At 62.4% G+C, this 23,534-nt stretch carries 19 protein-coding genes and 4 tRNA genes; 12 read left to right on the top strand and 11 right to left on the bottom strand.

The window, feature by feature from the left end; translation table 11 throughout:
* Positions 1 to 402 precede the first annotated feature (402 nt).
* From IZU87_RS07945 to uvrY, 5 genes are all read right to left on the bottom strand, one after another.
* Positions 403 to 476: transfer RNA gene (locus tag IZU87_RS07945), tRNA-Cys, on the bottom strand.
* 112 nt (positions 477 to 588) lie between these two features.
* Positions 589 to 663 (bottom strand) — tRNA-Gly (locus tag IZU87_RS07940).
* Positions 664 to 819: 156 nt separating this feature from the next.
* On the bottom strand, positions 820 to 1,368 hold the full coding sequence (pgsA, locus tag IZU87_RS07935; protein ID WP_213114206.1) for a CDP-diacylglycerol--glycerol-3-phosphate 3-phosphatidyltransferase: 549 nt from the start codon (positions 1,366 to 1,368) through the stop codon (positions 820 to 822).
* Between the two features lie 249 nt (positions 1,369 to 1,617).
* Positions 1,618 to 3,651, bottom strand: a complete 2,034-nt coding sequence (gene uvrC / locus IZU87_RS07930) for an excinuclease ABC subunit UvrC (RefSeq protein WP_283248888.1) — start codon at positions 3,649 to 3,651, stop codon at positions 1,618 to 1,620.
* Positions 3,652 to 3,921: 270 nt separating this feature from the next.
* Entirely contained in the window at positions 3,922 to 4,584 is a 663-nt protein-coding gene (gene uvrY / locus IZU87_RS07925; protein ID WP_213114205.1) for a UvrY/SirA/GacA family response regulator transcription factor, read from the bottom strand.
* Positions 4,585 to 4,884: 300 nt separating this feature from the next.
* On the opposite strand from uvrY, the gene IZU87_RS07920 reads away from it, so the two are divergent.
* The 3 genes from IZU87_RS07920 (at position 4,885) to IZU87_RS07910 (ending at position 6,231) form a co-directional block, all read left to right on the top strand.
* A tRNA-Ala gene (locus IZU87_RS07920) sits at positions 4,885 to 4,960 on the top strand.
* A 74-nt stretch (positions 4,961 to 5,034) separates the two neighbouring features.
* Positions 5,035 to 5,110, top strand: a tRNA-Ala gene (locus tag IZU87_RS07915).
* Between the two features lie 248 nt (positions 5,111 to 5,358).
* Positions 5,359 to 6,231, top strand: coding sequence for an AraC family transcriptional regulator (locus IZU87_RS07910; RefSeq protein WP_213114204.1), 873 nt, complete (start codon positions 5,359 to 5,361; stop codon positions 6,229 to 6,231).
* A gap of 86 nt (positions 6,232 to 6,317) precedes the next feature.
* Here the strand turns inward: IZU87_RS07910 and IZU87_RS07905 are convergent, their stop codons facing one another.
* Both IZU87_RS07905 and argF read right to left on the bottom strand, forming a co-directional pair.
* Complete coding sequence (locus IZU87_RS07905) at positions 6,318 to 7,397, bottom strand: ABC transporter ATP-binding protein (RefSeq protein WP_054555527.1); 1,080 nt, start codon at positions 7,395 to 7,397, stop codon at positions 6,318 to 6,320.
* A gap of 134 nt (positions 7,398 to 7,531) precedes the next feature.
* Positions 7,532 to 8,449, bottom strand: coding sequence for an ornithine carbamoyltransferase (argF, locus tag IZU87_RS07900; RefSeq protein WP_213114203.1), 918 nt, complete (start codon positions 8,447 to 8,449; stop codon positions 7,532 to 7,534).
* Positions 8,450 to 8,765: 316 nt separating this feature from the next.
* On the opposite strand from argF, the gene grxD reads away from it, so the two are divergent.
* Positions 8,766 to 9,098: a Grx4 family monothiol glutaredoxin gene (gene grxD / locus IZU87_RS07895; RefSeq protein WP_043331357.1), complete on the top strand. Its 333-nt coding sequence runs from the start codon at positions 8,766 to 8,768 to the stop codon at positions 9,096 to 9,098.
* Positions 9,099 to 9,262: 164 nt separating this feature from the next.
* Here the strand turns inward: grxD and rnt are convergent, their stop codons facing one another.
* Positions 9,263 to 9,958, bottom strand: a complete 696-nt coding sequence (gene rnt, locus IZU87_RS07890; protein ID WP_054555724.1) for a ribonuclease T — start codon at positions 9,956 to 9,958, stop codon at positions 9,263 to 9,265.
* A gap of 267 nt (positions 9,959 to 10,225) precedes the next feature.
* Between rnt and IZU87_RS07885 the strand changes: the two genes are divergently transcribed.
* The 5 genes from IZU87_RS07885 (at position 10,226) to IZU87_RS07865 (ending at position 16,813) form a co-directional block, all read left to right on the top strand.
* Positions 10,226 to 11,491 (top strand): argininosuccinate synthase, encoded by a 1,266-nt coding sequence (locus IZU87_RS07885; RefSeq protein ID WP_225348161.1) that lies wholly within the window; start codon positions 10,226 to 10,228, stop codon positions 11,489 to 11,491.
* 350 nt (positions 11,492 to 11,841) lie between these two features.
* A complete protein-coding gene (locus IZU87_RS07880; RefSeq protein ID WP_306424366.1) occupies positions 11,842 to 12,129 on the top strand; it encodes an HlyU family transcriptional regulator in 288 nt (95 codons plus the stop codon).
* Positions 12,130 to 12,181: 52 nt separating this feature from the next.
* Positions 12,182 to 12,886: a glutathione S-transferase gene (locus tag IZU87_RS07875; protein WP_153636321.1), complete on the top strand. Its 705-nt coding sequence runs from the start codon at positions 12,182 to 12,184 to the stop codon at positions 12,884 to 12,886.
* Positions 12,887 to 13,309: 423 nt separating this feature from the next.
* Positions 13,310 to 14,572: a sensor domain-containing diguanylate cyclase gene (locus tag IZU87_RS07870; RefSeq protein ID WP_213114202.1), complete on the top strand. Its 1,263-nt coding sequence runs from the start codon at positions 13,310 to 13,312 to the stop codon at positions 14,570 to 14,572.
* A gap of 315 nt (positions 14,573 to 14,887) precedes the next feature.
* Positions 14,888 to 16,813, top strand: a complete 1,926-nt coding sequence (locus IZU87_RS07865; protein ID WP_213114201.1) for a dihydroxyacetone kinase subunit DhaK — start codon at positions 14,888 to 14,890, stop codon at positions 16,811 to 16,813.
* Between the two features lie 165 nt (positions 16,814 to 16,978).
* Here IZU87_RS07865 and IZU87_RS07860 read toward each other — a convergent pair whose 3' ends face one another.
* Complete coding sequence (locus IZU87_RS07860) at positions 16,979 to 17,863, bottom strand: DMT family transporter (RefSeq protein WP_131432527.1); 885 nt, start codon at positions 17,861 to 17,863, stop codon at positions 16,979 to 16,981.
* 127 nt (positions 17,864 to 17,990) lie between these two features.
* Positions 17,991 to 18,842 carry an IclR family transcriptional regulator gene (locus IZU87_RS07855; RefSeq protein WP_213114200.1) on the bottom strand — a complete coding sequence of 284 codons (852 nt, stop codon included), beginning with the start codon at positions 18,840 to 18,842 and terminating at the stop codon, positions 17,991 to 17,993.
* A gap of 253 nt (positions 18,843 to 19,095) precedes the next feature.
* Between IZU87_RS07855 and xsc the strand changes: the two genes are divergently transcribed.
* The 3 genes from xsc (at position 19,096) to IZU87_RS07840 (ending at position 22,760) form a co-directional block, all read left to right on the top strand.
* On the top strand, positions 19,096 to 20,916 hold the full coding sequence (gene xsc / locus IZU87_RS07850; protein WP_249330494.1) for a sulfoacetaldehyde acetyltransferase: 1,821 nt from the start codon (positions 19,096 to 19,098) through the stop codon (positions 20,914 to 20,916).
* A gap of 164 nt (positions 20,917 to 21,080) precedes the next feature.
* A complete protein-coding gene (gene pta / locus IZU87_RS07845; protein ID WP_213114199.1) occupies positions 21,081 to 22,100 on the top strand; it encodes a phosphate acetyltransferase in 1,020 nt (339 codons plus the stop codon).
* Between the two features lie 267 nt (positions 22,101 to 22,367).
* Positions 22,368 to 22,760 carry a TIR domain-containing protein gene (locus IZU87_RS07840; protein ID WP_213114198.1) on the top strand — a complete coding sequence of 131 codons (393 nt, stop codon included), beginning with the start codon at positions 22,368 to 22,370 and terminating at the stop codon, positions 22,758 to 22,760.
* A gap of 319 nt (positions 22,761 to 23,079) precedes the next feature.
* Here the strand turns inward: IZU87_RS07840 and IZU87_RS07835 are convergent.
* A partial coding sequence (locus IZU87_RS07835; protein WP_213114197.1) for a transposase occupies positions 23,080 to 23,534 on the bottom strand: 455 nt, incomplete at its 5' end.

Raw genomic sequence — 23,534 nt, 5'->3', positions numbered from 1 at the left:
ACTGTTATGCAATGAAATTGCGAGGCTAAATGACCATCGTGAGCGGTGACATTGATACAGGAAAGCAAAACGCTTTTCGCCCGGCATGATCGCGGCAAGCGACGCGAAATGGCGCGCGGTGGAGAAGGGCAAGTAAACAGATAGCCAGTGCCAAGCGCGAAGATGTAAAGGGGAAGTCACTGACGGGTGCCGGAACACTGTCAGAATCACGGACAGATGAAAACAGAGAAATGATGTGGCAAGGCAATGGCTTGGCAAGGCGTAGATCAGACGATAACCAAGCGAAAAAGCGTCAGGGTTGCAGCAATGTAAAGCGAAACAAGCAAGGGAGTGTGACGACCCGAAGGGGGTGGGTGTCATATCCATTCCAGAAGGAAACAGGGGATGTTTCGGTATCTGAAATGGAGGCTGGAGTCGGAATCGAACCGGCGTACACGGAGTTGCAGTCCGCTGCATGACCACTCTGCCATCCAGCCTCAATGATCGAGATGTCAGTCGAAACTGATGTCTGATCCGAGGAGTATCCACTGATGCTGCTGCAGATACATGAGTCAGTAAATCAGGTGAATGTTGCGCTACCTGTGTTACTGGAGCGGGAAACGAGATTCGAACTCGCGACCCCAACCTTGGCAAGGTTGTGCTCTACCACTGAGCTATTCCCGCTGAACTCGAGGTCGAATTATACGGATAATTCCCATGCTGTCAAACAGTTAATGAAAAATTGTCTCGCGAGTCAGGTCACTGGAAACGAAAACGCCCACCGGCCATAGGAGCGGTGGGCGTTGAGGCATTCGCAGCATCTCGTGGCTGAACGGGGTGTCAGACCGAGCGCACCAGTTCCGGCCAGGCGGCATGCAGGTAGCTGATCATCGACCACAGCGTCAGCGCTGCCGAGATATACAGCAGGGCCAGGCCGGCATCCCCCCCGACACTGCCCGGAGCGAAGAACAGCAGCATGAACAGGGCCAGCATCTGGGCGGCCGTCTTCAGCTTGCCGACCCAGGACACCGCGACGCTGCCGCGCTTGCCGATCTCGGCCATCCACTCACGCAGCGCCGAGATGACGATCTCGCGACCGATGATGACCAGGCTCGGGATGGTCATCCACAGGCTGTCGTAGCGTTCGATCAGCAGGCCCAGTGCCACCGCGACCATCAGCTTGTCGGCGACGGGGTCCAGGAAGGCGCCGAAGGGCGTGGTCTGATTCCACAGGCGGGCCAGATAGCCATCGAACCAGTCGGTGATGGCGGCCAGTGCGAAGAGCAGCGCCGTCAGCGGCAGGCTCCATGCATAAGGCAGATAGAAACATACCACCAGCAGCGGAATGAACAGGATGCGGATCAGAGTCAGGATATTGGGGATGCTCATCGTGACGGCACGAGTCCTTGCATGAAGCGTAGGTGGCTGGGCGCAATCGAGGGCGAGTCGAGACCCTGAAGAAAGCCGATCGATTGGCGCCGCACAAGTCGTCTATTCTAGCCTGCCGGCGGCGCATTCAGCCATGCCAAACGGCAGGTTATTCAAGCCAACGCTCTGTCACTCTTCCTTGAGCGTTGAGTCGATGGTGCCAGAGGCAGCCATGTCGTGCACGGGGGCAGCCATGCAGCGTCTGGTGGATCAGCCATGCAGCGCCTGGTGGATCAGCTCGGCGAGCGATTCGCTGATGCCGGGCACGCGCGCCAGTTCCGGTTTGGAGGCCTGTTTCACCCCCTGCAGGCCGCCGAAGAACTTGAGCAGCTCGCGGCGCCGCTTGGGGCCGACTCCCGCGATGCCTTCCAGGCTTGAGGTACGCCGCGCCTTGTCACGCTTGGCGCGGTGACCGGCGATGGCGAAGCGGTGCGATTCATCGCGCACATGCTGGATCAAGTGCAGCGCCGGCGAGTGGCTGTCGAGGTCCAGGGTGTCGTGCACCGTCTCGATGAACAGCGTCTCGAGCCCTGCCTTGCGCGTGGTGCCCTTGGCCACCCCGAGCAGGATGATGTCGGTCACGCCGAGTGACTCGAACACTCCACGCGCCATGTTGAGCTGCCCCTTGCCGCCATCGACCAGCAGGATGTCCGGGCGCTTGCCTTCGCCTTCCTGCAGGCGCTTGAAGCGCCGCGTCAGTGCCTGTTGCATGGCGGCGTAGTCATCGCCCGCTGTCACGCCTTCGATATTGAAGCGCCGGTAATCCGACTTGATCGGCCCGTCATGATCGAAGACCACGCAGCTGGCCACGGTCGCCTCGCCATGACTGTGGGAAATGTCGAAGCATTCCAAGCGCTTGGGCACCTCATCGAGTCCCAGCGCATCGCGAAGCGACAGGAAGCGGTTGGACAGCTGCTGGCGGCTGGCCAGCTGGGTGGCCAGATGTTGCTCGGCGTTGGTCTGCGCCAGTGTCAGCCACTGGGCGCGATGGCCACGCACCTGATGCGCGACCCGTACCCGACGTTCGGCCTTCTCGCTCAGGGCGCCTTCCAGCAGGTTGGCGTCATCGAGGGCCAGCGAGGTCAGCACCTCATCGGGCATCTCCCTGTCCTGGCCGAGATAGTACTGGCTGACGAAGCTGGTCAGCAGCTCGCTACTGGTCAGGTCCAGGCCATTGCCGGGCGAGAAGTGGCGCGCACCGAGCATGCGACCCTGACGGACCGAGACCACGCTGATGCAGAGCCCGCCGGGGCGCTCGGCCAGCGCCAGGATGTCGGCGTTGCCGGTGCCGGTGTCGACGTATTGCTTCTCCTGCATGCGGCGCAGCTGGGCGACCTGATCACGCAGGCGAGCCGCTTCCTCGAATTCCAGCCGCATGGCCGCGTCTTCCATCGCCTGGCTGAGCTCGTCGGTGACCTTGTCACTCTGGCCGTTCAGGCACATCACCGCATGTTCCATGTCGCGGCGATAATCCTGCTTGCTGATGTAGTCGACACACGGCGCGGTGCAGCGGTTGATCTGATATTGCAGGCACGGGCGCTCGCGGTGGGCGAACACCGAATCCTCGCAATTGCGCAGGCGGAAGATCTTCTGCATCAGGGTCAGTGATTCGCGTACCGCGACGCTGCTCGGGTAGGGGCCGAAGTAGCGTCCGTCATTGCGCTTGTGGCGCACGCGCTTGAACTCCAGCGCCGGATAGTCGTGATGCTGGCTGATGAAGACGTAAGGGTAGGATTTGTCGTCGCGCAGCAGGATGTTGTAGGGCGGGCGCAGCTCCTTGATCAGGGTCTGCTCCAGCAGCAGGGCCTCGGTCTCGCTGCGCGTGATGGTGACCTGCACATCGGCGATGCGCCCGACCAGCGCCTGGGTCTTGGCATTGAGGCCGGTGTTGCGAAAATAGCTGGAGAGGCGCGCCTTGAGGCGCTTGGCCTTGCCCACGTACAGCACGTCACCGGCGCTATCCAGCATGCGATAGATGCCGGGCGCGTCGCTGACATGCTTGAGGAAATGGCGGGCGTCGAAGCCGGTCGCCTCGCTGCCCTGCAGCAGATCACTGCTCGCGTCGCTGGTGATCAGGCGGCTGGAGACACGCGCGGCGTCACTGCGTGCGCGGCTGTCAGCCTGCGCACTCGCTGAGGAGGCTTGCTGGGCATCAGGCTGGCTGGCGGTGTCTGCCGGCTCCTCATTCTCGGGCGACTGAGAAGTGGTGTCCGTCATCGTGGGATCAGTGTGCTGCTTGGCCATGAGGTTCCTCGTCCAGAGATGCCTCGAGTCTATCAAACAAGGGCGATTGCTCGCAGGCATGGGGGCAACAGGGCCATGCTGCAATGCCTGCTGTCATGACCGGCGCCTGTCAGGACGTGCCATTCACGAACGTCTCAGACAGAAACGCCTCATGCAACAACGCCACCCGGGGAAGGTGGCGTTGTTGCATGAGGCGTTGTCGGCGCTGCTCGGGAGTGTCACGAGCAGCGCGGGCCTGCAGTGTGTGACGGGCTGGCAAGGTGTGCTTGTTCAGGCCTCGTCAGGACGGTCCAGCACGTAGTCATCCAGCAATTGGTGACGCATAGCCAGATGGGTCATCTCCACGTCGCTGGTCACGCCAAGCTTGTCGAAGATGCGGTAACGGTAGGTGTTGACCGTCTTCGGGCTCAGGTGCAGGCGGTCCGAGATCTCGCTGACGCGATGGCAATTGACGATCATCGTCGCCACCTGCAGTTCTCGGCTCGACAGCTGGTCGAAGGGATTGTTGCGCTGGGTGTCCATGCCCGAGAACACCAGGCGCTGGGCGATTTCCGGGGACAGATAGCGTTCGCCAGCGGCCACCTGATGGATGGCGCGAATCATCTCGTCAAAGGGCGTGCCCTTGGAAATGAAGCCGAAGGCTCCCGCTTCCAGCAGGCGTTTGGCGAAGGACTCTTCCAGATAGGCGGTCAGCACGATGACTCTGACGTCGGGCAGGCTGCGCACGATCTTCTGTGTGGCTTCCAAGCCATCGACGCCGGGCATGCGAATGTCCATGAGCACGATATCCGGGCTGTGCTCACGGCAGAGTTTGATCGCGGTTTCGCCATCCGAGGCTTCTGCAATCACCTTGAGCCCATCCTCTAGCTCAATGGTACGGACGATGCTGGTACGCACCAGGTGGTGGTCGTCAGCGACAAGAACCTTGATCAAGGCGGCTCCAGTAAAGATGTCAATAAGCAGTGAAGTGAATGCGGGATCCAATGTACCCATTGGACAAGGGCTTGTCGATGCCCTGTTATCCAGTGCGTCGCGTTCAGGATAACCACTACTGATATAGTGCTAGCGTGATTCCTGCTCCTTGTCGTCGGCCGTGAGTCCGTGAGCGAGCCCCTGCGGGAAACCGTGCCTCGCGATGCGACCCGCAGACTTCGCGCACTCCACAAAGCGCAGCAAAAATAAGAGGTTGACGACGTATTCGTCGCTCTGTAACATGCGCTCCATCGTGAAGACGGGGCCTTAGCTCAGCTGGGAGAGCGCAACACTGGCAGTGTTGAGGTCAGCGGTTCGATCCCGCTAGGCTCCACCATGATTCACGACAAGCCTGTACAGATTTCATGTGCCTCTTGCCTGCAAGTGACATGCGAAATGACAGTCTGATTCGGGGCCTTAGCTCAGCTGGGAGAGCGCAACACTGGCAGTGTTGAGGTCAGCGGTTCGATCCCGCTAGGCTCCACCAGAATTCTTGAAAAAGCGGTCATCCTTCGGGGTGGCCGCTTTTTTTGTGCCCGGCTTTCAGCTCGCCCCTGTCAGCAGCTCGCCCCTGTCTGCTTCACATATATAGCCGCCAGTGCCCGGGTCTGCCAATACTGAGAGGAATGGACGATAAATCTCACTCGGGTTCGTGATCGGCTGAAATTGCCGTCAATCGTTGCCTGATCGTCTCAAGTTGTTGATGAGAGGCAGGCATGGCGCTAGATTGGCGACATGAGCAGACAAGAGATCACACGACTCGTGGCGAGCCTCGCCCACGAGGAAGGCATTCGAGAGACCGCAGTGAAGGGCGTGCAGCTCTTTCGCATGACGGAGCCCGTGCGTTGCGCGCCGGCCATCTATGAACCCGCCGTGGTGGTGATCGTCAGCGGTGCCAAGGAGGCGATACTGGACGGCGAGCGGCATGTCTACGACAGCCGCCAGTATCTGTGCTGTCCCATCTCGATGCCGGTCGAGGCGGGCGCCCCCACGGCCTCGCCAGAGACACCGCTGCTGGGCGTCTACCTCTCGCTGGATACGCGGGTAATGACGGAGCTTGCCATCGAGATGGAAAGCGCCGCGGGCCTCGTGCGCAAGCCGGGCAGCGGCCCGTTGCCGCCGGGGCTTGCCCTGGCGCATTGGGACGCCGCCTTCAGCGATGCCTTGTTGCGACTGCTGCAGGTGGCACAGAGCCCCGCCGATGCGGCGATATTGGGAGAAGGGCGGCTGCGGGAGCTTTATTACGCCGTCCTGAAGGGCGAGGCGGGGGAGTCAGCGCGACGTGCCTTCGGTGTGGGCAATGAGATCGCGCGGACAATCGATTACCTCTCCAGCCGACTGGATGAGCCGGTCAGCATTGAAGACATGGCCGGGCGGGTCGGCATGAGTCGCGCCGTCTTCCACCGCAAGTTCAAGCAGGCGACCACGATGTCGCCGATCCAGTTCGTGAAGTCCATGCGCCTCAATACCGCCGCCATGCAGATCGCCAACGGCAAGACCGTCAGCGAGGCGGCCATGGCCGTGGGCTATGTGAGCTCCTCGCAATTCAGTCGCGAATTCAAGCGTCTGTACGGGCAGTCGCCCAAGCAGTGGAGTCAGTTCAAATAGCGATACGCCATGAGCGAGCCAAGAAAAAACGGCTATCCGAAAGGAGGCCGTTTTTTCTTGGCTGGCGATCATCCTGCGCGTAGGCGCTAGAGCACCGCTTCACTCTCCTCGACACGCTCGAAGAGGATCAGGTGATCGGCCTGGATGCGCAGCATGACCTGCTCGCCGGGCTGATAGTCGTGATGGCTGTTGAAGGCCGCCTCGACTTCCCGTCCGGAAGGCAGCGCCAGCCGGTAGAGGGTACTGGTACCGGCGAAGGTCGCGCTGAGCACGCGCGCCTTGAGGTCGGTGGCTTCCGAATCCCCTTCGGCCAGCACCAGGTCATCCGGGCGCAGCAGCACATCCACCGGCGTACCGGGCGCATACGGATAGGCACGGTTGCCGCGAATCACGCCCAGCTCCGTGCTCACGCATTCGTTGTCCTTCAGCGTGCCGGGGATGAAATAGCCCTGGCCGATGAAGTTGGCGACGAAGCGCGTGGCGGGTTCGTGATACAGATTGAACGGCGTGTCCCACTGCTGCAGATGACCGCCGTGGATCACGCCGATCTGGTCGGCCATCGCGAAGGCCTCATTCTGATCATGCGTGACCAGCACCGCGCTGATGCCGAGGTGCTTGAGAATCCGCCGTACCTCCTGGCTCAGCTGGCGCCGCAGCTCCACGTCCAGATTCGAGAACGGCTCATCGAGCAGCAGAATGCGCGGCTCCGGCGCCAGCGCGCGGGCCAGGGCCACGCGCTGCTGCTGGCCACCGGACAGCTCATGCGGGAAGCGCTCGCCGAGATGGGCGAGGCCGACCAGCGTCAGCAGCTCCGTCACCTTGTCATTGCGCGCTTCACGGGTCATGCGGCGCACGCCGAAGGCCACGTTGTCCGCCACGCTCAGGTGGGGGAACAGCGCGTAATCCTGAAAGACCATGCCGACATGGCGTTGCTCCGGCGCAGTCAGATGAGTCGCGCTGGACAGCACCTCGCCTTCGAGACGAATCTCGCCCATCGCTACCGGTTCGAAGCCGGCAATCGCGCGCAGCAGCGTGGTCTTGCCGCAGCCGGAGGGGCCGAGCAGGCAGGCAATGTCACCCTTGTTGAGGGAGAAATTGATGTCACGGGTCACGACGGTGGTGTCGTAGCGGCATTCCAGCGAATCGATCTGAAGGAGCGGTTGCATGATGGCAGGTCAGTCCGGATGGCGATGAAGGCAGCGGAGCAGGGGAGTGTCCGTCTCGCTTGAGCATACGCGAGCGCCGCCTGCGTGGATGCAGGCGGCAGCAGGGCACCCCTTCGGCTTGCTGGGCGGCGGCGTCAGTCCTGGCGACCCAGCATCAGGAACTCGAGCAGTGCCTTCTGGGCGTGCAGGCGATTGCCCGCTTCCTGCCAGGCGACGGCGCGCGGGTCATCCAGCAGACCCATGCTGATCTCTTCGCCGCGGTGTGCCGGCAGGCAGTGCAGGAAGATGACATCGTCGGCGGCCTTGTCGAGCATGGCTTCATCGACCTGGAAACCGGCGAAGTCGGCTTCACGCTTGAGCTGCTCTTCTTCCTGACCCATGGAGGCCCAGACATCGGTGGTCACCAGGTCCGCGCCCTGCACGGCTTGCTGCGGATCACGATGGATGCTGACGCGCTGGCCAGCTGCCGCGACGATCTCGCTGTCCGGCTCGTAGCCTTCGGGGCAGCAGATGCGCAGGTTGAAATCGAACTGACGCGCGGCGTTGATCCAGGAATGGCACATGTTGTTGCCATCGCCGATCCAGACCGCTGTCTTGCCCTTCACGGAGCCACGACATTCGGTCCAGGTCATCACGTCGGCCAGCAGCTGGCACGGATGATAGTCATCGGTCAGCGCATTGATGACCGGCACGCTGGAGGCGTCGGCGAAGGCTTCGATATCGGAGTGGGCGAAGGTGCGGATCATCACGCCATCGACCATCTCGGACAGCACGCGGGCGGTGTCGCCGATCGGCTCGCCACGGCCCAGCTGGGTGTCGCGCGGCGACAGGAACAGCGCATGGCCACCGAATTGCGCCATGGCCGTCTCGAAGGACACGCGGGTACGCGTGGAGGACTTCTCGAAGATCATCGCCAGGGTGCGGTTGGCGAACGGCGTATAGACCGGACCTTCCTTCTTCAGCTCATCCTTGATGGTGATGGCGCGCTGGATGAGGTAGTCGAGTTCTTCCGGAGAAAGGTCAAGCAGGGTCAGAAAGTGCCGGGTGGCCATCGAGCGGGCTCCTGTCAGGGTCTCGGGCAGCACCATCGAAAAGGGCGCCATGCGTCGGAGGGAAGGAAGTCGCCGACGATCACGGCGCCCGGATGGCGCTGCCTGTCAAAAGAGCCATCCTAGCCAGCTCGGCTCGAGCGTGCAACGCTCACGCCGTTATCAGGGCGGCCATGGTGCGCGCTGCAGGGCCGATGCGCGCTGCTGCAGACAGCAATCCACAACTCGGGCACTATCGGGGGCTGAATTCATGGCTTACCCCCAGTAGAATGAGGGAATGACACTCACGGGCCTTGCGCCCACCGTCCGAGGATTGCACATGAGCACTACCATCGAATCGATCGAAAAGCAGATTGGCGAGAACCCGATCCTCCTGTACATGAAGGGCACCCCGCAGCTGCCGCAGTGTGGTTTCTCTGCGCAGACCGTGCAGGCCGTCATGTCCTGCGGCGAGCGTTTCGCCTTCGTCAACATTCTCGACAACCCGGACATCCGCGCCGAGCTGCCGAAATACGCCAACTGGCCGACCTTCCCGCAGCTGTGGGTCAACGGCGAGCTGGTCGGCGGTTGCGACATCGTGGTCGAGATGTACCAGAGCGGCGAACTGGAGCCGCTGATCAAGCAGGCCGCTCAGGAAGCGTCTGCCGAGTGATCGGCATCTTCTGATAGGAGTCGCTCTGATCGGGCTCGCCTTGACCCGAGCAGTGCCGAGCAGTGCCGAGCAGAAAAAACGCCCCCGCAGCCTGGCTGCGGGGGCGTTTTCATGTCTGGCTCTCAGAGAGTCTGTCAGCCGGAGGGGGGCAAAAGCTCTGCCAGTCAGGGCGCGGGCGCGTCGAGCGAGGCCGGCACCTCATCATTCATGCCCTGTTCCTTCATCGCCAGGTCCCAGCCGCCCAGGTCCTTGAAGCGGTTGACCATCGCGCAGAACAGCTCCGCGGTGCGTTCGGTGTCATAACGCGCCGAGTGAGCGGAGGCGTTGTCGAACTCGATGCCGGCGGCGCGGCAGGCGCGCGCCAGTACCGTCTGGCCATAGACCAGACCCGCAAGCGAAGCAGTATCGAAGCACGAGAACGGGTGGAACGGATTGCGCTTGATACCGCAACGCTCGACCGCCGCGTTCAGGAAGCCCTGATCAAAGGCCGCATTGTGGCCGACCAGCACCGCACGCGTGCAGCCGTGCGCCTTGATGGCCTTGCGCACCGGGCTGAAGATCTCGCCCAGCGCCTGATTCTCGGCCACCGCGACCTGCTTGCGCACCGGGTTGTCGAGATCGATACCGGTGAAATCCAGTGCCGACTGTTCGATGTTGGCGCCCTCGAAGGGGGCCACGTGGAAGGCATAGGTCGCATCCGGCACCATGTTGCCATCGTCGTCCATGGTCAGCGTGACGGCAGCGATCTCGAGCAGTGCATCACCGGCGGCATTGAAACCACCCGTCTCGAGGTCGACCACCACTGGCAGAAAGCCACGGAAGCGCTGTGCCATCTGCGTGCGCTCGCTCGCCTGGGTCATCAAGATCTCCAATCCCGTCATAGCATCTCGTGCTGCGTCGTGCGTATTGCCGACGCTCAAGGTGGCCAATTGTAGCAGGGCGAAAAGGGCGCGTCGCGGCGCTGGCCGCGTGCCGGGGTGTCTCTGGCCCTCCTGGCAGTATCGGTGAGGTGCCAGCCTCGCTATAATCGGCGTCACATCGTGATTCGGGTAGATGAGCGGCTGCGCTTGCGCGGCCTTCGCTCGTCTGGACCGGGCGATCCAACCCCACCTGCGGCCACGGCGTTCATCAGTGGTACGCGGGAACTACAAGCATCAACTCAGGAGTCAAGCATGTCCGACGTGCAAAAGGTCGTTCTCGCCTACTCCGGCGGCCTGGACACTTCAGTCATCGTCAAGTGGCTGCAGGAAACCTACAACTGTGAAGTCGTGACTTTCACAGCTGACCTCGGTCAGGGCGAGGAAGTCGAGCCGGCGCGTGCCAAGGCAGAAGCCCTCGGCGTGAAGGAGATCTACATCGAAGACCTGCGCGAGACCTTCGTCCGCGATTACGTCTTCCCGATGTTCCGTGCCAACGCCATCTATGAAGGCGAGTACCTGCTGGGCACCTCCATCGCACGTCCGCTGATCGCGCGTCGTCTGGTCGAGATCGCCAACGAGACCGGCGCCGACGCCATCTCTCACGGTGCGACCGGCAAGGGCAACGACCAGGTGCGTTTCGAGCTGGGCGCCTACGCGCTGAAGCCGGGCATCCAGGTCATCGCGCCGTGGCGTGAGTGGGACCTGAACTCCCGCGAGAAGTTGATGGAATACTGCGAGCAGCACGGTATCGAAGTCGACTACGCCAAGAACAAGAAGAAGTCTCCGTACTCCATGGACGCGAACCTTCTGCACATCTCCTATGAAGGTGGCGTGCTGGAAGACCCGTGGACCGAGTGCGAAGAAGAGATGTGGCGCTGGAGCGTCAGCCCGGAGCAGGCGCCGAATGACGCGACCTACATCGATCTGACCTACACCAAGGGCGACATCACTGCCATCGACGGCAAGGAAATGGCCGCTCACGAAGTGCTCGAGTACCTGAACAAGGTCGGCGGCGCCAACGGCATCGGCCGTCTCGACATCGTCGAGAACCGTTACGTCGGCATGAAGTCGCGTGGCTGCTACGAAACACCGGGCGGCACCATCATGATGCGTGCTCACCGTGCCATCGAATCCATCACTCTGGACCGCGAAGCGGCCCACCTGAAGGACGAGATGATGCCCAAGTACGCTGAGCTGGTGTACAACGGCTACTGGTGGAGCCCGGAGCGTCGCATGCTGCAGGCGGCCATCGATGAGTCCCAGAAGGTCGTCAACGGCGTCGTGCGTCTCAAGCTCTACAAGGGCAACGTGATCGTCGTCGGCCGTCAGTCCGAAGACTCCTTGTTCGATGCGTCCATCGCGACCTTCGAAGACGATGCGGGCGCCTACGACCAGAAAGATGCTGCCGGCTTCATCAAGCTGAACTCCCTGCGCCTGCGTATCGCGGCCAGCAAGGGACGTGGCATCGAGTAATCTCTGATCCGATAGCCTGATCTCGGAACACCATGACGCCGGCCCCTGCTGCAGCCATTCGCTGCCATAGGGGTCGGCGTCGTGCTATCCGGCTGTCGGTGCCACGTTATCCGGCTGTCGTATCGCGCTTTAGACGGCCAGAGTCAGTCGCGCTGTCGGCTACCAGAGCCGGGCGCGCTTTCGTCTGATGAGGTGCTGCTCATTCAGGGCACGCATGGCGCTCAGGGGCGTTGCTGGGCGCTTTTCTCCCCCGTGGGTGCATGCGATGCTGACAGAAGCCCCTTTTCATTGTCATTTCTGCACGTAGATTGCCGGCGACCGTCATGGCGGCCGGCCAAGGAAGATATCTCATGCTGGGTATGCTGAAGAAACTGTTTGCCGCAGGCGAGCCTGCGCCGGTCAAGGAACCGGAAGCCACCGAATACAAGGGCTATCTGATCGTGGCGATGCCGCAGAAGCACGATGGTCAATACCGGGTGTCGGGCGTGATCCGCAAGCCGGTGGAAGGCGGCGAGATGCTGGAGCACCGTTTCGAGCGCTCCGACACCGTGCCGGGCGAAGAGGGCGCCGTGGAGCTGACCCTGCTCAAGGCGAAGCGCACCATCGATGACCTGGGTGACAGCATCTTCGAGCGCTGATCGCCCCGGAGCTGACCGCTGCGCACTTGCCCCCACCTTCAGGAGCACGCCCATGATCACGGTTCACCATCTGGAAAACTCGCGTTCGCAGCGCATCCTGTGGCTGCTGGAAGAGTTGAATCTTGAATACCGTCTGCAGACCTATGCTCGCGACAGCAACAGCATGCGCGCGCCCAAGGCGCTGAAGGAGATTCACCCGCTGGGCAAGGCGCCGATCATCACCGACACCACGCTGGCGGGAGAGAATGCCGAGCCGGTGGTGGTCGCCGAGTCCGGTGCGATCATCGAATACCTGATCGATCTGTACGCCGGCCAGGGCAGCGGCAGCACTGCCCATCTGCGCCCGCCCGCCGGCAGCCAGGCCGAGCGTGACTACCGCTTCTGGCTGCACTTCGCCGAGGGTTCGGCGATGCTGCCGCTGATGCTCAGACTGGTGTTCTCGCGTCTCGACAAGCCGCCGGTGCCGTGGCTGGTGCGCCCGATCGCGCGCAAGCTGGCCAAGGGGGTGAATGACAGCTTCATCAGCCCGGAGATCAAGGCGCATCTCGCCTACATGGATACCTGTCTCGAGCATCGCCAGTGGCTTGCCGGCGACTCGCTGACCGGTGCCGATATCCAGATGAGCTTCCCGATCCAGGCGCTCGATGCACGCCAGGGGCTCAAGAATCACCCGAATATCCAGGAATGGCTGGCCCGCATCCGTCAGCGCGAGGCCTTTCAGCGTGCCGTGGCCAAGGGCGGCGAGCTGGCGCTCTGACGCGCTGATGCTTTTGCGCTCTGAGGTGCTGATGCGCTGATGCTCGGGCGCGCTGGGCAAACATCATATGGCTTGCGCATTTTTGCGCTATTGATGTGATTTAGACTTTCGTCGGGATTCTTTCGGCATTCGGGCTGTCACATCTGGACGTTATATCGATAGGTTCTGTTTTAGGTATCTAAGCTACAGTTAGTGCTTATTGACCTCGGGCGGGTGACAACCGCCCAGTCACCGGTCTGGGCAGCGAAGCGCCTAGGACGCCAGGCACAACAGGCGGAAGAACACCGCAACACAGAGCGACAAGACAGAACAACAAGACAGAACACAAGACCGTGAGCGATGCATCGGCAAGCGAGTAGGGAGTCCGCCGTGGTGCCGATGGATAAACAGGATGCAGGACAAGGAGTCGACCGGGGGCCTGGCATGGCACGCAAGAGTCTGCGTGAACAATCACTGGAACAAGCACTCCAGCAGATGGAACGCGACAAGGCTCGCCTTGAACGCCGACTAGCGGGGCTGGAAGAGAAACTGTCGACGACGCTCGACGGTACCGGCCTGCGCCTCTGGCAGCTCGAAGTGCCCAGCGGCAAGCTCACCATCTTCAACTATCGCTGGGGGCGCATGCTGGGCTATCAGCCCGGCGAGCTGAACGCCCATTTCGATGTCTGGCGTGAGCACCTGCACCCGGAAGACCGCGACGAAGTGCTCGCCAATCTCAATGATCACCTTGAGGGGCGCACCGAGGTCTATCAGGTCGTGCATCGCATGCTGGCCCGCGATGGCAGCATCACCTGGGTCGCCGACCGCGGTCGGGTGGTCGAACGCGATGAGCACGGCAATGCCCTGCGGCTGCTGGGCACGCATACCGACATCAGTCATGAGAAGGACTACGAATCGCGCCTCAATGCGCTGGCCAGCACCGATGCCCTGACGGGCCTTGCCAATCGCCAGGCTATCAACAGCTGGCATCAGCGACCGCTGGCCGACGACAGTGCCTTGATCTTCATCGACCTCGACGGCTTCAAGCAGGTCAATGACCAGTTCGGCCATCGTGCCGGCGACGAAGTGCTGGTGCTGGTCGCGCATGGCCTGAACGATGAGCTGCATCGACTGGGCATCCACCATCATCTCTCGGCGCGTTTCGGCGGCGATGAATTCCTCTTTCAGCTGCCCCGCATGTCACTGCCGCGTGTCGAACATATTGCCCGTCGCTGGCTGGAGCGCTTCGCGCATCCCCTCGAGATCAGCGGTGGCCTCGGCCGCATCGGCCTGAGCATCGGCCTGAGCATCGGCATCTGCTTCGGGCGCGATGCCGACAATCGCTTCGGGCTGGCGCTGGAACGGGCCTATCAGGCGATGTACCGGGTCAAGCACCACGGCAAGCATGGCTTCAGGGTGCACACGCCGGTGGAGTACTCCGACTGCGATTTCCAGGCCTCGAATCTGGAAGCCCCCGCCAGTCGCCTGCCTTCCTGGCTGCACCCACAGCCCGCGCCGACATCAAGGCCCGCGCCAGCCTCCCAGTCGCCGCCGAGGCAGCAGGCAGCTTCTGCCGGTACCGAGCCTGCCAGTGCTGAGTCTGCCGGTACTGAGCCTGCCGATACCAAGCCTGCCGATACCGAGCGTGGCGATAGCGTGTCTGCTGATTCCGAGTCTGCCGATGCCAGGGCCAAGGAGGAAAGGTGACTCGCATGACAAGCAAGCCCGCTTCCCGCTGGCTCCCGACATTCCAAGCCCCCCCGCACGCGCAGGCGTCGGGGGGCTTTTGTCTTTCAGGCCGCTCGATCGACGGGCGTGGCACAACGCTGCAGCGCGAATGCCATCATTTTCTGATATGACTATTGCATCCGGCAAAGTCGCGAACGACGCTGGGGGGAACGGCAAGGCAGGATGAGTCGAGGCCCCTGAGCGTCATGGAAGCGTCGTGGCACAAGACAGGCATGAACGGCGGCCTCAAGTGCCGCCTTTATCAGCAGGGCGAGTGTCCTCAAGGAGAGAAGGATGAGTAGCAGCGAGTCTGGCCGACAGTTCATCAATCAGCCACGCCAGGTCGTCGGTGAGGCGCTGGAAGGCTGCGCACGACTGCGCCACCCTGATGGCAGTGGCGTGCGGCTGTCAGACCCCGCCAGTGGCATGCGCCTGGTGGTACGCGATGACTGGGCGCGTGATCAGGTCGCGCTGATATCCGGTGGCGGCTCGGGGCATGAGCCCGCGCACGCAGGCTTCGTCGGCGCGGGCATGCTGACGGCTGCCGTGTGTGGTGAGCTGTTCGCCTCGCCGACGGTGGACGCCGTGCTGGCGGCGATCCGCGAAGTGACCGGTGAGGCCGGGGCCTTGCTGATCGTCAAGAACTACACCGGCGATCGCCTCAACTTCGGGCTGGCCGCCGAGCGGGCGCGCCAGGAAGGCTTCAAGGTCGAGATGGTCATCGTCGCCGATGATGTGGCGCTGCCCGACAACCCGCAGCCGCGCGGGCTGGCCGGCACACTGCTGGTGCACAAGGTCACCGGTGCACTGGCGGCACGTGGGGCGGGCCTCAAGGAAATCACCGCCGTCGCACGGCGCGTCGCCGACAGCTGTTCGACCCTGGGCGTGGCCTTCAATGTCGGCCGCCATCCCGGCACGCCGCGTGAGCAACGCGCACCGGAACTGGGGCTGGGCATTCACGGCGAGCCCGGCGCCATGGCGCTCGAGCTTGGCAGCGACTCGGACACCCACGGCGTGCATGCGGTCATGGACACCGTGGTCACGGCGCTGGTGCAGGGCCATTCGCGCAAGGATGTCGGCGGCGACCTGCCGGCCAGCGGCCATCTGCTGCTGATCAATGATCTGGGCGGTTGCTCGGCGCTGGAACGCAGCCTGCTGCTGGAAGAAGCGCTGCCCCATCCGTCGCTGCAGGCGTTGGGCATCCATGCCGTGGTCGGCCCGCAACCGCTGATGACTTCGCTGGACATGCACGGCTTCTCGCTGACGCTGCTGCCGCTGGATAGCCTGCTGGAAGAGGCGCTGAGCGCCAGCTGCGCGCCGGTGGCCTGGCCGGGCGTGCAGCCGGTGACGCCACTGGCGCACTTCACGCCGAGTCAGGACGCCGTCAGAACGGCCAGTGATGAGGCCTCGGATGCCAGACGTGCCCAGGCCAAGGCCGACTGCCAGGAGCGTGCCGCCCGTGGCGTGAAATCGCGTGCCGGCCTGCCGGGCGATCCGCAGGTCGAGCAACGCCTGCGCGCGGCACTGGAAATCCTGCTCGCCAGTGAGGCGGACCTTGACCGACTCGATGCCATCAGCGGTGACGGCGATACCGGCAGCACCTTCGCCAGCGGTGCGCGCGCGGTGATCGAGGCGCTGGAAGACTGCGAGCTGGCGTGTGGCGATTCCGGTGAGCTGATGACCACCATCGGCAAGCAGCTGGCCCATGGCATGGGCGGCTCCAGTGGTGTGCTGCTCTCGACGCTGTTCACCGCCGCCGCCACCCGCTGGAAGGAGCAGTCGGACGCGCATGGCCAGGCGCCGCTGGGCCAGCGCTGGCACGACGCCCTGAGTCACGGCGTCGCCCGCATGCAGCACTACGGTGGCGCCTCACGCGGCGACCGCAGCCTGCTGGATGCGCTGTTGCCGGCGTTGGAGGCACTGCAAGCGTCGGTGCAGTCTGAAAAGCAGGAATCGGTGCAGTCTGATCAGCAGGGTGATCAGTCAGCCTCGCCGGCCGAGAGCAGGCAGGAGATACGCGCCGGGCGGGTCGACTGGGCCGCGATGGCGCGCGCCGCCCGTCAGGGCGCGGATGCCACCGCCGAGATGGCCAAGGCGCGGGCCGGACGCTCCGCCTACGTGCCTTCCGCCCATCTGGTCGGCAACAGCGACCCGGGTGCGGAAGCCGTGGCGCGTGTCTTCGAAGCGCTGGCCGATGCCGCCGAGGAAGCGGCGGGTTGATTCATGCTTCGATTGACCGGCTGAGCTGGTTGACCCGAATGACTGGCGCCTGAGCGCTCAGCCCCACAAGGCAAAAGGCTCACAAACCCAAAGCTCTTGAACCAAAAGGCCCGCCCATGAACCTCGTGTTCAGGGGCGGGCCTTTTTGCATCATGCGGCAAGTGGTCAGGCGACTTTCTGACGTGTCGGCAGGCGAATCAGACGGGTGGCGATGGCGGTGCCCAGCAGAGTGATGCCCATGCCGGTGAGGATGCGCGCATCGATCACCTCATCGAGCAGCATGTTGCCCCACAGCAGTGCGCTGACCGGCACCAGGAAGGTGACCGAAGTGGTGGCGGTGGCACCGGCACTGGCCAGCAGGCGGAAGAAGATCAGGAAGGCGAGGCTGGTGCTGAGTACCGCCAGCGCGATGGCGCTGCCCCAGGCTTCCAGGCTGACGCTGGTCGTCGGCCACATCCACAGGCCCGGAATCAGCAACAGCAGGGACGACATCAGTGAGCTGCCCGCGGCCAGTACCGGCGCTGGCAGGTGATTCAGGCGCTGGCGCGAGAAGTTGGAGGCGAAGCCGTAGCAGAAGGTCGCGCCGAGGGCGGCGAGAATGAACCAGCCGTCACCGCCGAGCTGGAAATCGAGGCGATCGCTCGACAGCACATAGACACCGCTGAAGGCCACGGCCAGGCCGAGATACTGCTGCTTCTGGATCGGCGTGGCGAACAGCGCCATGCCCAGCAGCGCGGTGAACAGCGGCGTGGTGGCATTGATCAGCGAGGTGAAACCGGCCTCCAGCTGGGTGGTGGCCAGCGCCAGCAGGCAGAAGGGCAGCGCCTGACTGGTCAGCCCCAGCACCGCAAGCGGGCCCTTGTGCTCCCACAGCATCCTCAGGCGTCCCGCGCCCAGCAGCAGCGGGGCGAGTACCAGCGCGCCGATGCCCATGCGCAGCAGTATCAGCGTGGTCGGGCCGAATTCCGGCGCGGCCACGCGCATGAAGATGAAAGACATGCCCCACAGGGTGGATAGCAGGACAAGACGCAAGGCATCGCTGGCGGACATGGTGTTCTCGACGTGGCGTATGAAAGGCAGTCCGCTAGGCTAGCCCCTCATGCGCGTCACGGGAAGCACGACCTTGTGCCTGTCGCTCTTCTTTTCCAGCTCCAGATCCAGCTCCAGCCCGCTGGCCTCAGGTGGAGGGTATCGCACCGCGCTGGATGGCGGCGATATCGCGGGCGGCACGCTCGAGTGCCGGCAGATGCTTGAGCATGTCCTCGCGCGACTGGCGCATCACCGGCGCCTGGATCGCCACGCCGATGTTGGAGGGCCCATCGGGATTGGGTGCCAGTACCGCGATGCACACCAGACCGGGCAGGAATTCCTCATCATCCAGCGCGAAGCCCTGCTGGCGGACCTGCTCGATCTCGGCCTCGACGGACTCGATGTCGGTCAGGGTATTGCGCGTCATCGCGTTCAGCGGCGTGCCGGTCAGCAGGCGGCGGCGCTGGGCGGGCGGCATCTGGGCCAGAAACAGCTTGCCGCTGGCGGAGCAATGCACCGGCACCCGGGAACCGGGGTGCAGATAGAAGCGCAGCGGGGCCTGGGTCTCGACGCGGTCCAGATACAGCACCTCGCTGCCGGACAGCGCCGTGATGTTGCAGCTCTCGCCGACCTCTTCCATCAGCCGGTTGAGCACGCCGTGGCGGGCACCCTGCACGGTGTCGTTGATCAGCAGGTTTTCCGCCAGACGACGCAGGCGGCTGCCCTTGCTGTAATGGCGGTTGTCCGCCTCGCGCTGCAGCATGCCGCTGCCTTCCAGCTGCTGCAGCATTCGGTGCAGCGTCGGCTTGGGCAGGCCGGTCTCTTCCACCAGTCCCTGCAGGGTGAAGAACTGGTCCTTGGCGGCGATCACTTCCAGCAGCGCCAGCAGACGCTGGGCGGGCGTATCGCCTTCTATCTTGCTGCCTTCCTTGCTGGTGTCCCTGTCGGCGTCCTTGCGGTCACGCGGCAGGCTCGCCTGGGGCTGGGTGGCACTGTTCATGGGCTATTCCCTCCTTCAATCCGTGCGCTGGGCAGTGTGGCGCCGAAACGCTCGGCCCGTCAGTGCCTTGCGTTGCTGTGCCTACTTTAACAGTACTCCATTCATCGGAAGAAGTTTCTAAAAAAGGAGTGTTTTTGATCATTTTCCGAAATCGGGCTTGACGGGCCGCGCGGCGAGGGCTAATTTTGGTCACATGTTTCGGTAATCGGAACTAAATGTATCAATAAACATAAAATTTAGAGTTGGAGACGCCATGAGCACTCAAGACAGCGCAGACAATCGCAAGGTCGTGCAGGGCAAGCAGAAGATGACCCCTTCCGAGGCCTTCGTGGAAACCATGGTCGCCAATGGCGTCACCGACATGTTCGGCATCATGGGCTCCGCCTTCATGGATGCGATGGACATCTTCGCCCCGGCCGGCATTCGCCTCATTCCGGTGGTGCATGAGCAGGGCGCTGCCCACATGGCCGACGGCTATGCTCGCGTCTCCGGCCGTCACGGCATGGTCATCGGCCAGAACGGCCCGGGCATCTCCAACTGTGTCACCGGTATCGCGGCGGCTTACTGGGCGCACAGCCCGGTGGTCATCGTCACGCCGGAAGCCGGCACCACCGGCATCGGCCTGGGCGGCTTCCAGGAATGCAAGCAGCTGCCGATGTTCCAGGAATTCACCAAGTACCAGGGTCACGTGACGCACCCGTCGCGTATGGCGGAATACACCGGTCGCTGCTTCGACCGCGCCATGTCCGAGATGGGCCCGACCCAGCTCAACATTCCGCGTGACTACTTCTACGGCGAGATCGAATGCGAGATTCCGCTGCCGGCACGTGTCGACCGCGGCCCGGGTGGCAGCAAGAGCCTGGATGAGGCAGCCGAGCTGCTGGCCAGCGCCAGGTTCCCGGTCATCGTCTCCGGTGGCGGTGTGGTGATGGCCGATGGCGTTGAGGAGTGCAAGGCACTGGCAGAGCGTCTCGGCGCGCCGGTGGTCAACAGCTACCAGCACAACGATTCCTTCCCGGCCAGCCACCCGCTGTGGTGTGGTCCGCTCGGGTATCAGGGCTCCAAGGCGGGCATGAAGCTGATCTCCCAGGCCGATGTCGTCATCGCGCTGGGCACGCGCCTCGGGCCGTTCGGTACCCTGCCGCAGCACGGCATGGACTACTGGCCGAAGGACGCGAAGATCATCCAGATCGACGCCGATCACAAGATGCTGGGCCTGGTGAAGAAGATCTCCGTCGGCATCTGCGGCGATGCGCGTGAAGCGGCCATCGCCCTGACCGAGCGTCTGTCCGGTCGCAATCTGGAATGCGATGCCTCCAAGGATTCGCGTCTGACCCAGATTCGTGAAGAGAAGGCCGCCTGGGAAGCCGAGCTGGATGCCTGGACCCACGAGAAGGACGCCTTCAGCCTCGACGCCATCGAAGAAGCCAAGGACGAGAAGCCGTTCTCCGGCGGCGAATACCTGCACCCGCGTCAGGTACTGCGCGAGCTGGAAAAGGCCATGCCGGAAGATGTCATGGTCTCCACCGACATCGGCAACATCAATTCCGTGGCCCACAGCTACCTGCGCTTCGATCGTCCGCGCAGCTTCTTCGCCCCGATGAGCTTCGGCAACTGCGGCTACGCGCTGCCGACCATCATGGGTGCCAAGACTGCCGCGCCGGAACGCCCCGCCATCGCCTACGCCGGTGACGGCGCCTGGGGCATGAGCCTGATGGAAATCATGACCGCCGTGCGTCACGACATTCCGGTCACGGCCGTCGTCTTCCACAACCGTCAGTGGGGCGCCGAGAAGAAGAACCAGGTCGAGTTCTACAACCGTCGCTTCGTCGCCGGTGAGCTGGACAACGAAAGCTTCGCCGAGATCGCACGCTCCATGGGTGCCGAAGGCATCACCGTCGACCGTCTGGAAGACGTGGGCCCGGCCCTCAAGAAGGCCATCGACATGCAGATGAACGAAGGCAAGACCTGCGTCATCGAGGTGATGTGTACTCGCGAACTGGGCGACCCGTTCCGCCGCGACGCCCTCAAGAAGCCGGTGCGTCTGCTCGAGAAGTATCAGGATTACGTGTAACGCCCATCGCTGATCGCGCTGTGCAGGTCATGGATGGCAGCGCGATGAAGCGGGTGTAGCGCGACGCGCAAGCAGGACTGGAACTCTCCCTTGCCCCGGCCATTTCAGATGTCCGGGGCTTTTTGGATGTGTCGGCTGCCTGCAAGGGCAGCGAGGAGACAGACATGAAGGCACTCAACAACATTCTGGCGCGGGCCAAGGCAGACCCGCGCCGTATCGTGCTCTGCGAAGGGCAGGACATGCGGGTGGTGCAGGCGGCGGTGAGCGCGGCGGAGCAGGGCCTGGCGCAGGTGATGGTGGTCGGTGACCCCATCGTCATCGCCGCCACCGCCAGAGAAGCCGGGCTTGAGGATCAGGCGCTGGCACGGCTCGAGCTGATCGACCCCGCCACCTCCGAGCACACCGCCAGGCTTGCCGAGGCGCTGCACGCGCATCGCGCGGCCAAGGGCATGACGGCGGAGCAGGCCGCCGAGAAGATTCGTGATCCGCTGACATTCGCCAACATGCTGGTGCGCGAAGGGCTGGCGGATGGCTCGGTGGCCGGCGCCGTGCTCACCACTGCCGATGTGGTGCGCACCGCCATTCAACTGCTGGGGCTGGCGCCGGGCAGCAAGCTGGTTTCCAGCTTCTTTCTGATGATGCTGTGCAAGCCGTTCCACAACCTGAAGGGCGGCATGATCTTCTCGGACTGCGGGCTGGTGATCGACCCCGACGCCGAGGAGCTGTCGCAGATCGCGCTGGCCGCCGCCGACAGCGCCCAGGCCTTGCTCGGGGAAGACCCACGGGTGGCGATGCTGTCATTCTCCACCAATGGCAGCGCGCATCACGCCTCGGTGGACAAGGTGGTACAGGCCGCGCATCGGGTACGCGAGCAACGCCCGGATATCGCCATCGATGAAGACGTGCAGCTCGACGCCGCCATCGTGGCGGAAATCGCCGAGCGCAAGCTGCCCACCTCGCGCGTCAAAGGCACCTCCAACGTGCTGGTATTCCCCAATCTGGAAGCCGGCAACATCGGCTACAAGCTCGCCGAACGCATCGGCGGCGCAGAAGCCATCGGCCCGCTGCTCCAGGGCCTCGCCAAACCCGCCAACGACCTCTCGCGCGGCTGCTCCACCGCCGACATTCTCAATGTCATTGCGGTCACTGTCGTCCAGGCACAGCAACGCACCCCGCAAGACTGATTTCTCCTTCTTTTCCTTCTGTTAGCCGCTCACGGCGGATAGGGCAGGCGAAAGCCTGCCTGTAGATTACTAGATAGTTTTAGTGATGTTAGATTTGAACTCTTTTATCGTTCAATGTTCGTTGACTTTAAATATATGCTTTGTTGTGTCGTCTTTTAGTCCTATATTCTATGGTCTTGCTATGAATGTGTTAATTGCTAAGCTTTAATATATATAGATTAGGGTAAGGATGATCATTGCAATTATTTAATGGTAAGGGGTGGAAAAATGTCTAATGTGGTATTTTTTAGCTTCAAGGAAGCTGATAGAGAGATTGTTCTAACTATCAAGGGAAGAGCAGTTAATCCTAGGTATAGTAATTTGAATTTTAGAGTTCGCGATTTGCTAAGAAGATGGAGAACGGAAGACTCGGCAGTTATTAAGCAAGCAATTTCCAAAAGCCTTAGTGGCACATTTAGAACAATCGTTTTTGTAGGTAATGAAACGCATAGAAGCTATTGGGTACCTCATGAGGTGAGAATGACCTTAGAAAAAGGTAAGCCTGTATATGCTATTAGAATTAATGGTGTTTATGGAGCTATTCCGAAATGTCTCTCAGATAATGGTATTAGAGTTCATGCTTGGAGTGAAGAGAATTTGCAAAGTTTAGCTACAATGTAGGAGCTAGGGATATGAATGCTGAAGACTATCCCGGGTTACATAGGGCTGCTGACACTGCATCTAACCAATCGCAGTCTAAACACTTAAACCCGCCTTATTCACGAGTGCCCTGATCGGGCGGCTTGAAGTGGCTGGCCGTTGGGTTCTCGCACCAGGGGCGCTATCTACGCCGTAACGGCCCGCTGAATCATGCCCAAATGCTGCTCTTCTGTCGTATCTATATAACGTTCAGGAATTAATCACGCCGTTAAAGCAGCCGTCATCGTCGACCGTCGCTGCGGTCGCTCGATTCTTGAAGCTATGGTGGTTGCGCCGAACGTCAGCTGAGCGCGGTCAGCTTCGGCAGCCCCTTCAGCAAGGCAGGCCACCATTTATCAGCCGCATCGCCGAGGTGAACGGTGATGCGCCGAGCGTGCAGCGAGAGCGTCGCCGCCACCTTGAGCACCTGTTCACGCATCCGGCTCAGGCTCCAACCCTGCCGAGTCTGGCGCCCCAGCAAGCAGCGAAGACCATGCAGAACCTGATAGGCGTAGAGACTCAGCAACAGGCTCACCTCATTGCGGGCCATCACGTCCTGGACGGTGGAGGCACCGCGATCGGTCGACGAGAGATGCACGTCGAGCGCCGACTTCACCTCGCCCATGTGCGCTTCGGCGCTGCCGCGCTTGCGATAGAGTGCCAGGATCTTCTCGGGCGGCCAGTCGAACTTGCCGAGGTTGGTGACCAGGAAGAAGGCATGCAGCAGCAGGTCATCGGGGCGTTCCTGAACCACCA

It is taken from the genome of Cobetia sp. MC34 (genome assembly GCF_018340035.1).
Lineage (GTDB): Bacteria > Pseudomonadota > Gammaproteobacteria > Pseudomonadales > Halomonadaceae > Cobetia > Cobetia amphilecti.
Note: the sequence above shows the minus strand (reverse complement) of the source record. Positions and strands in the feature narration are given on the sequence as shown.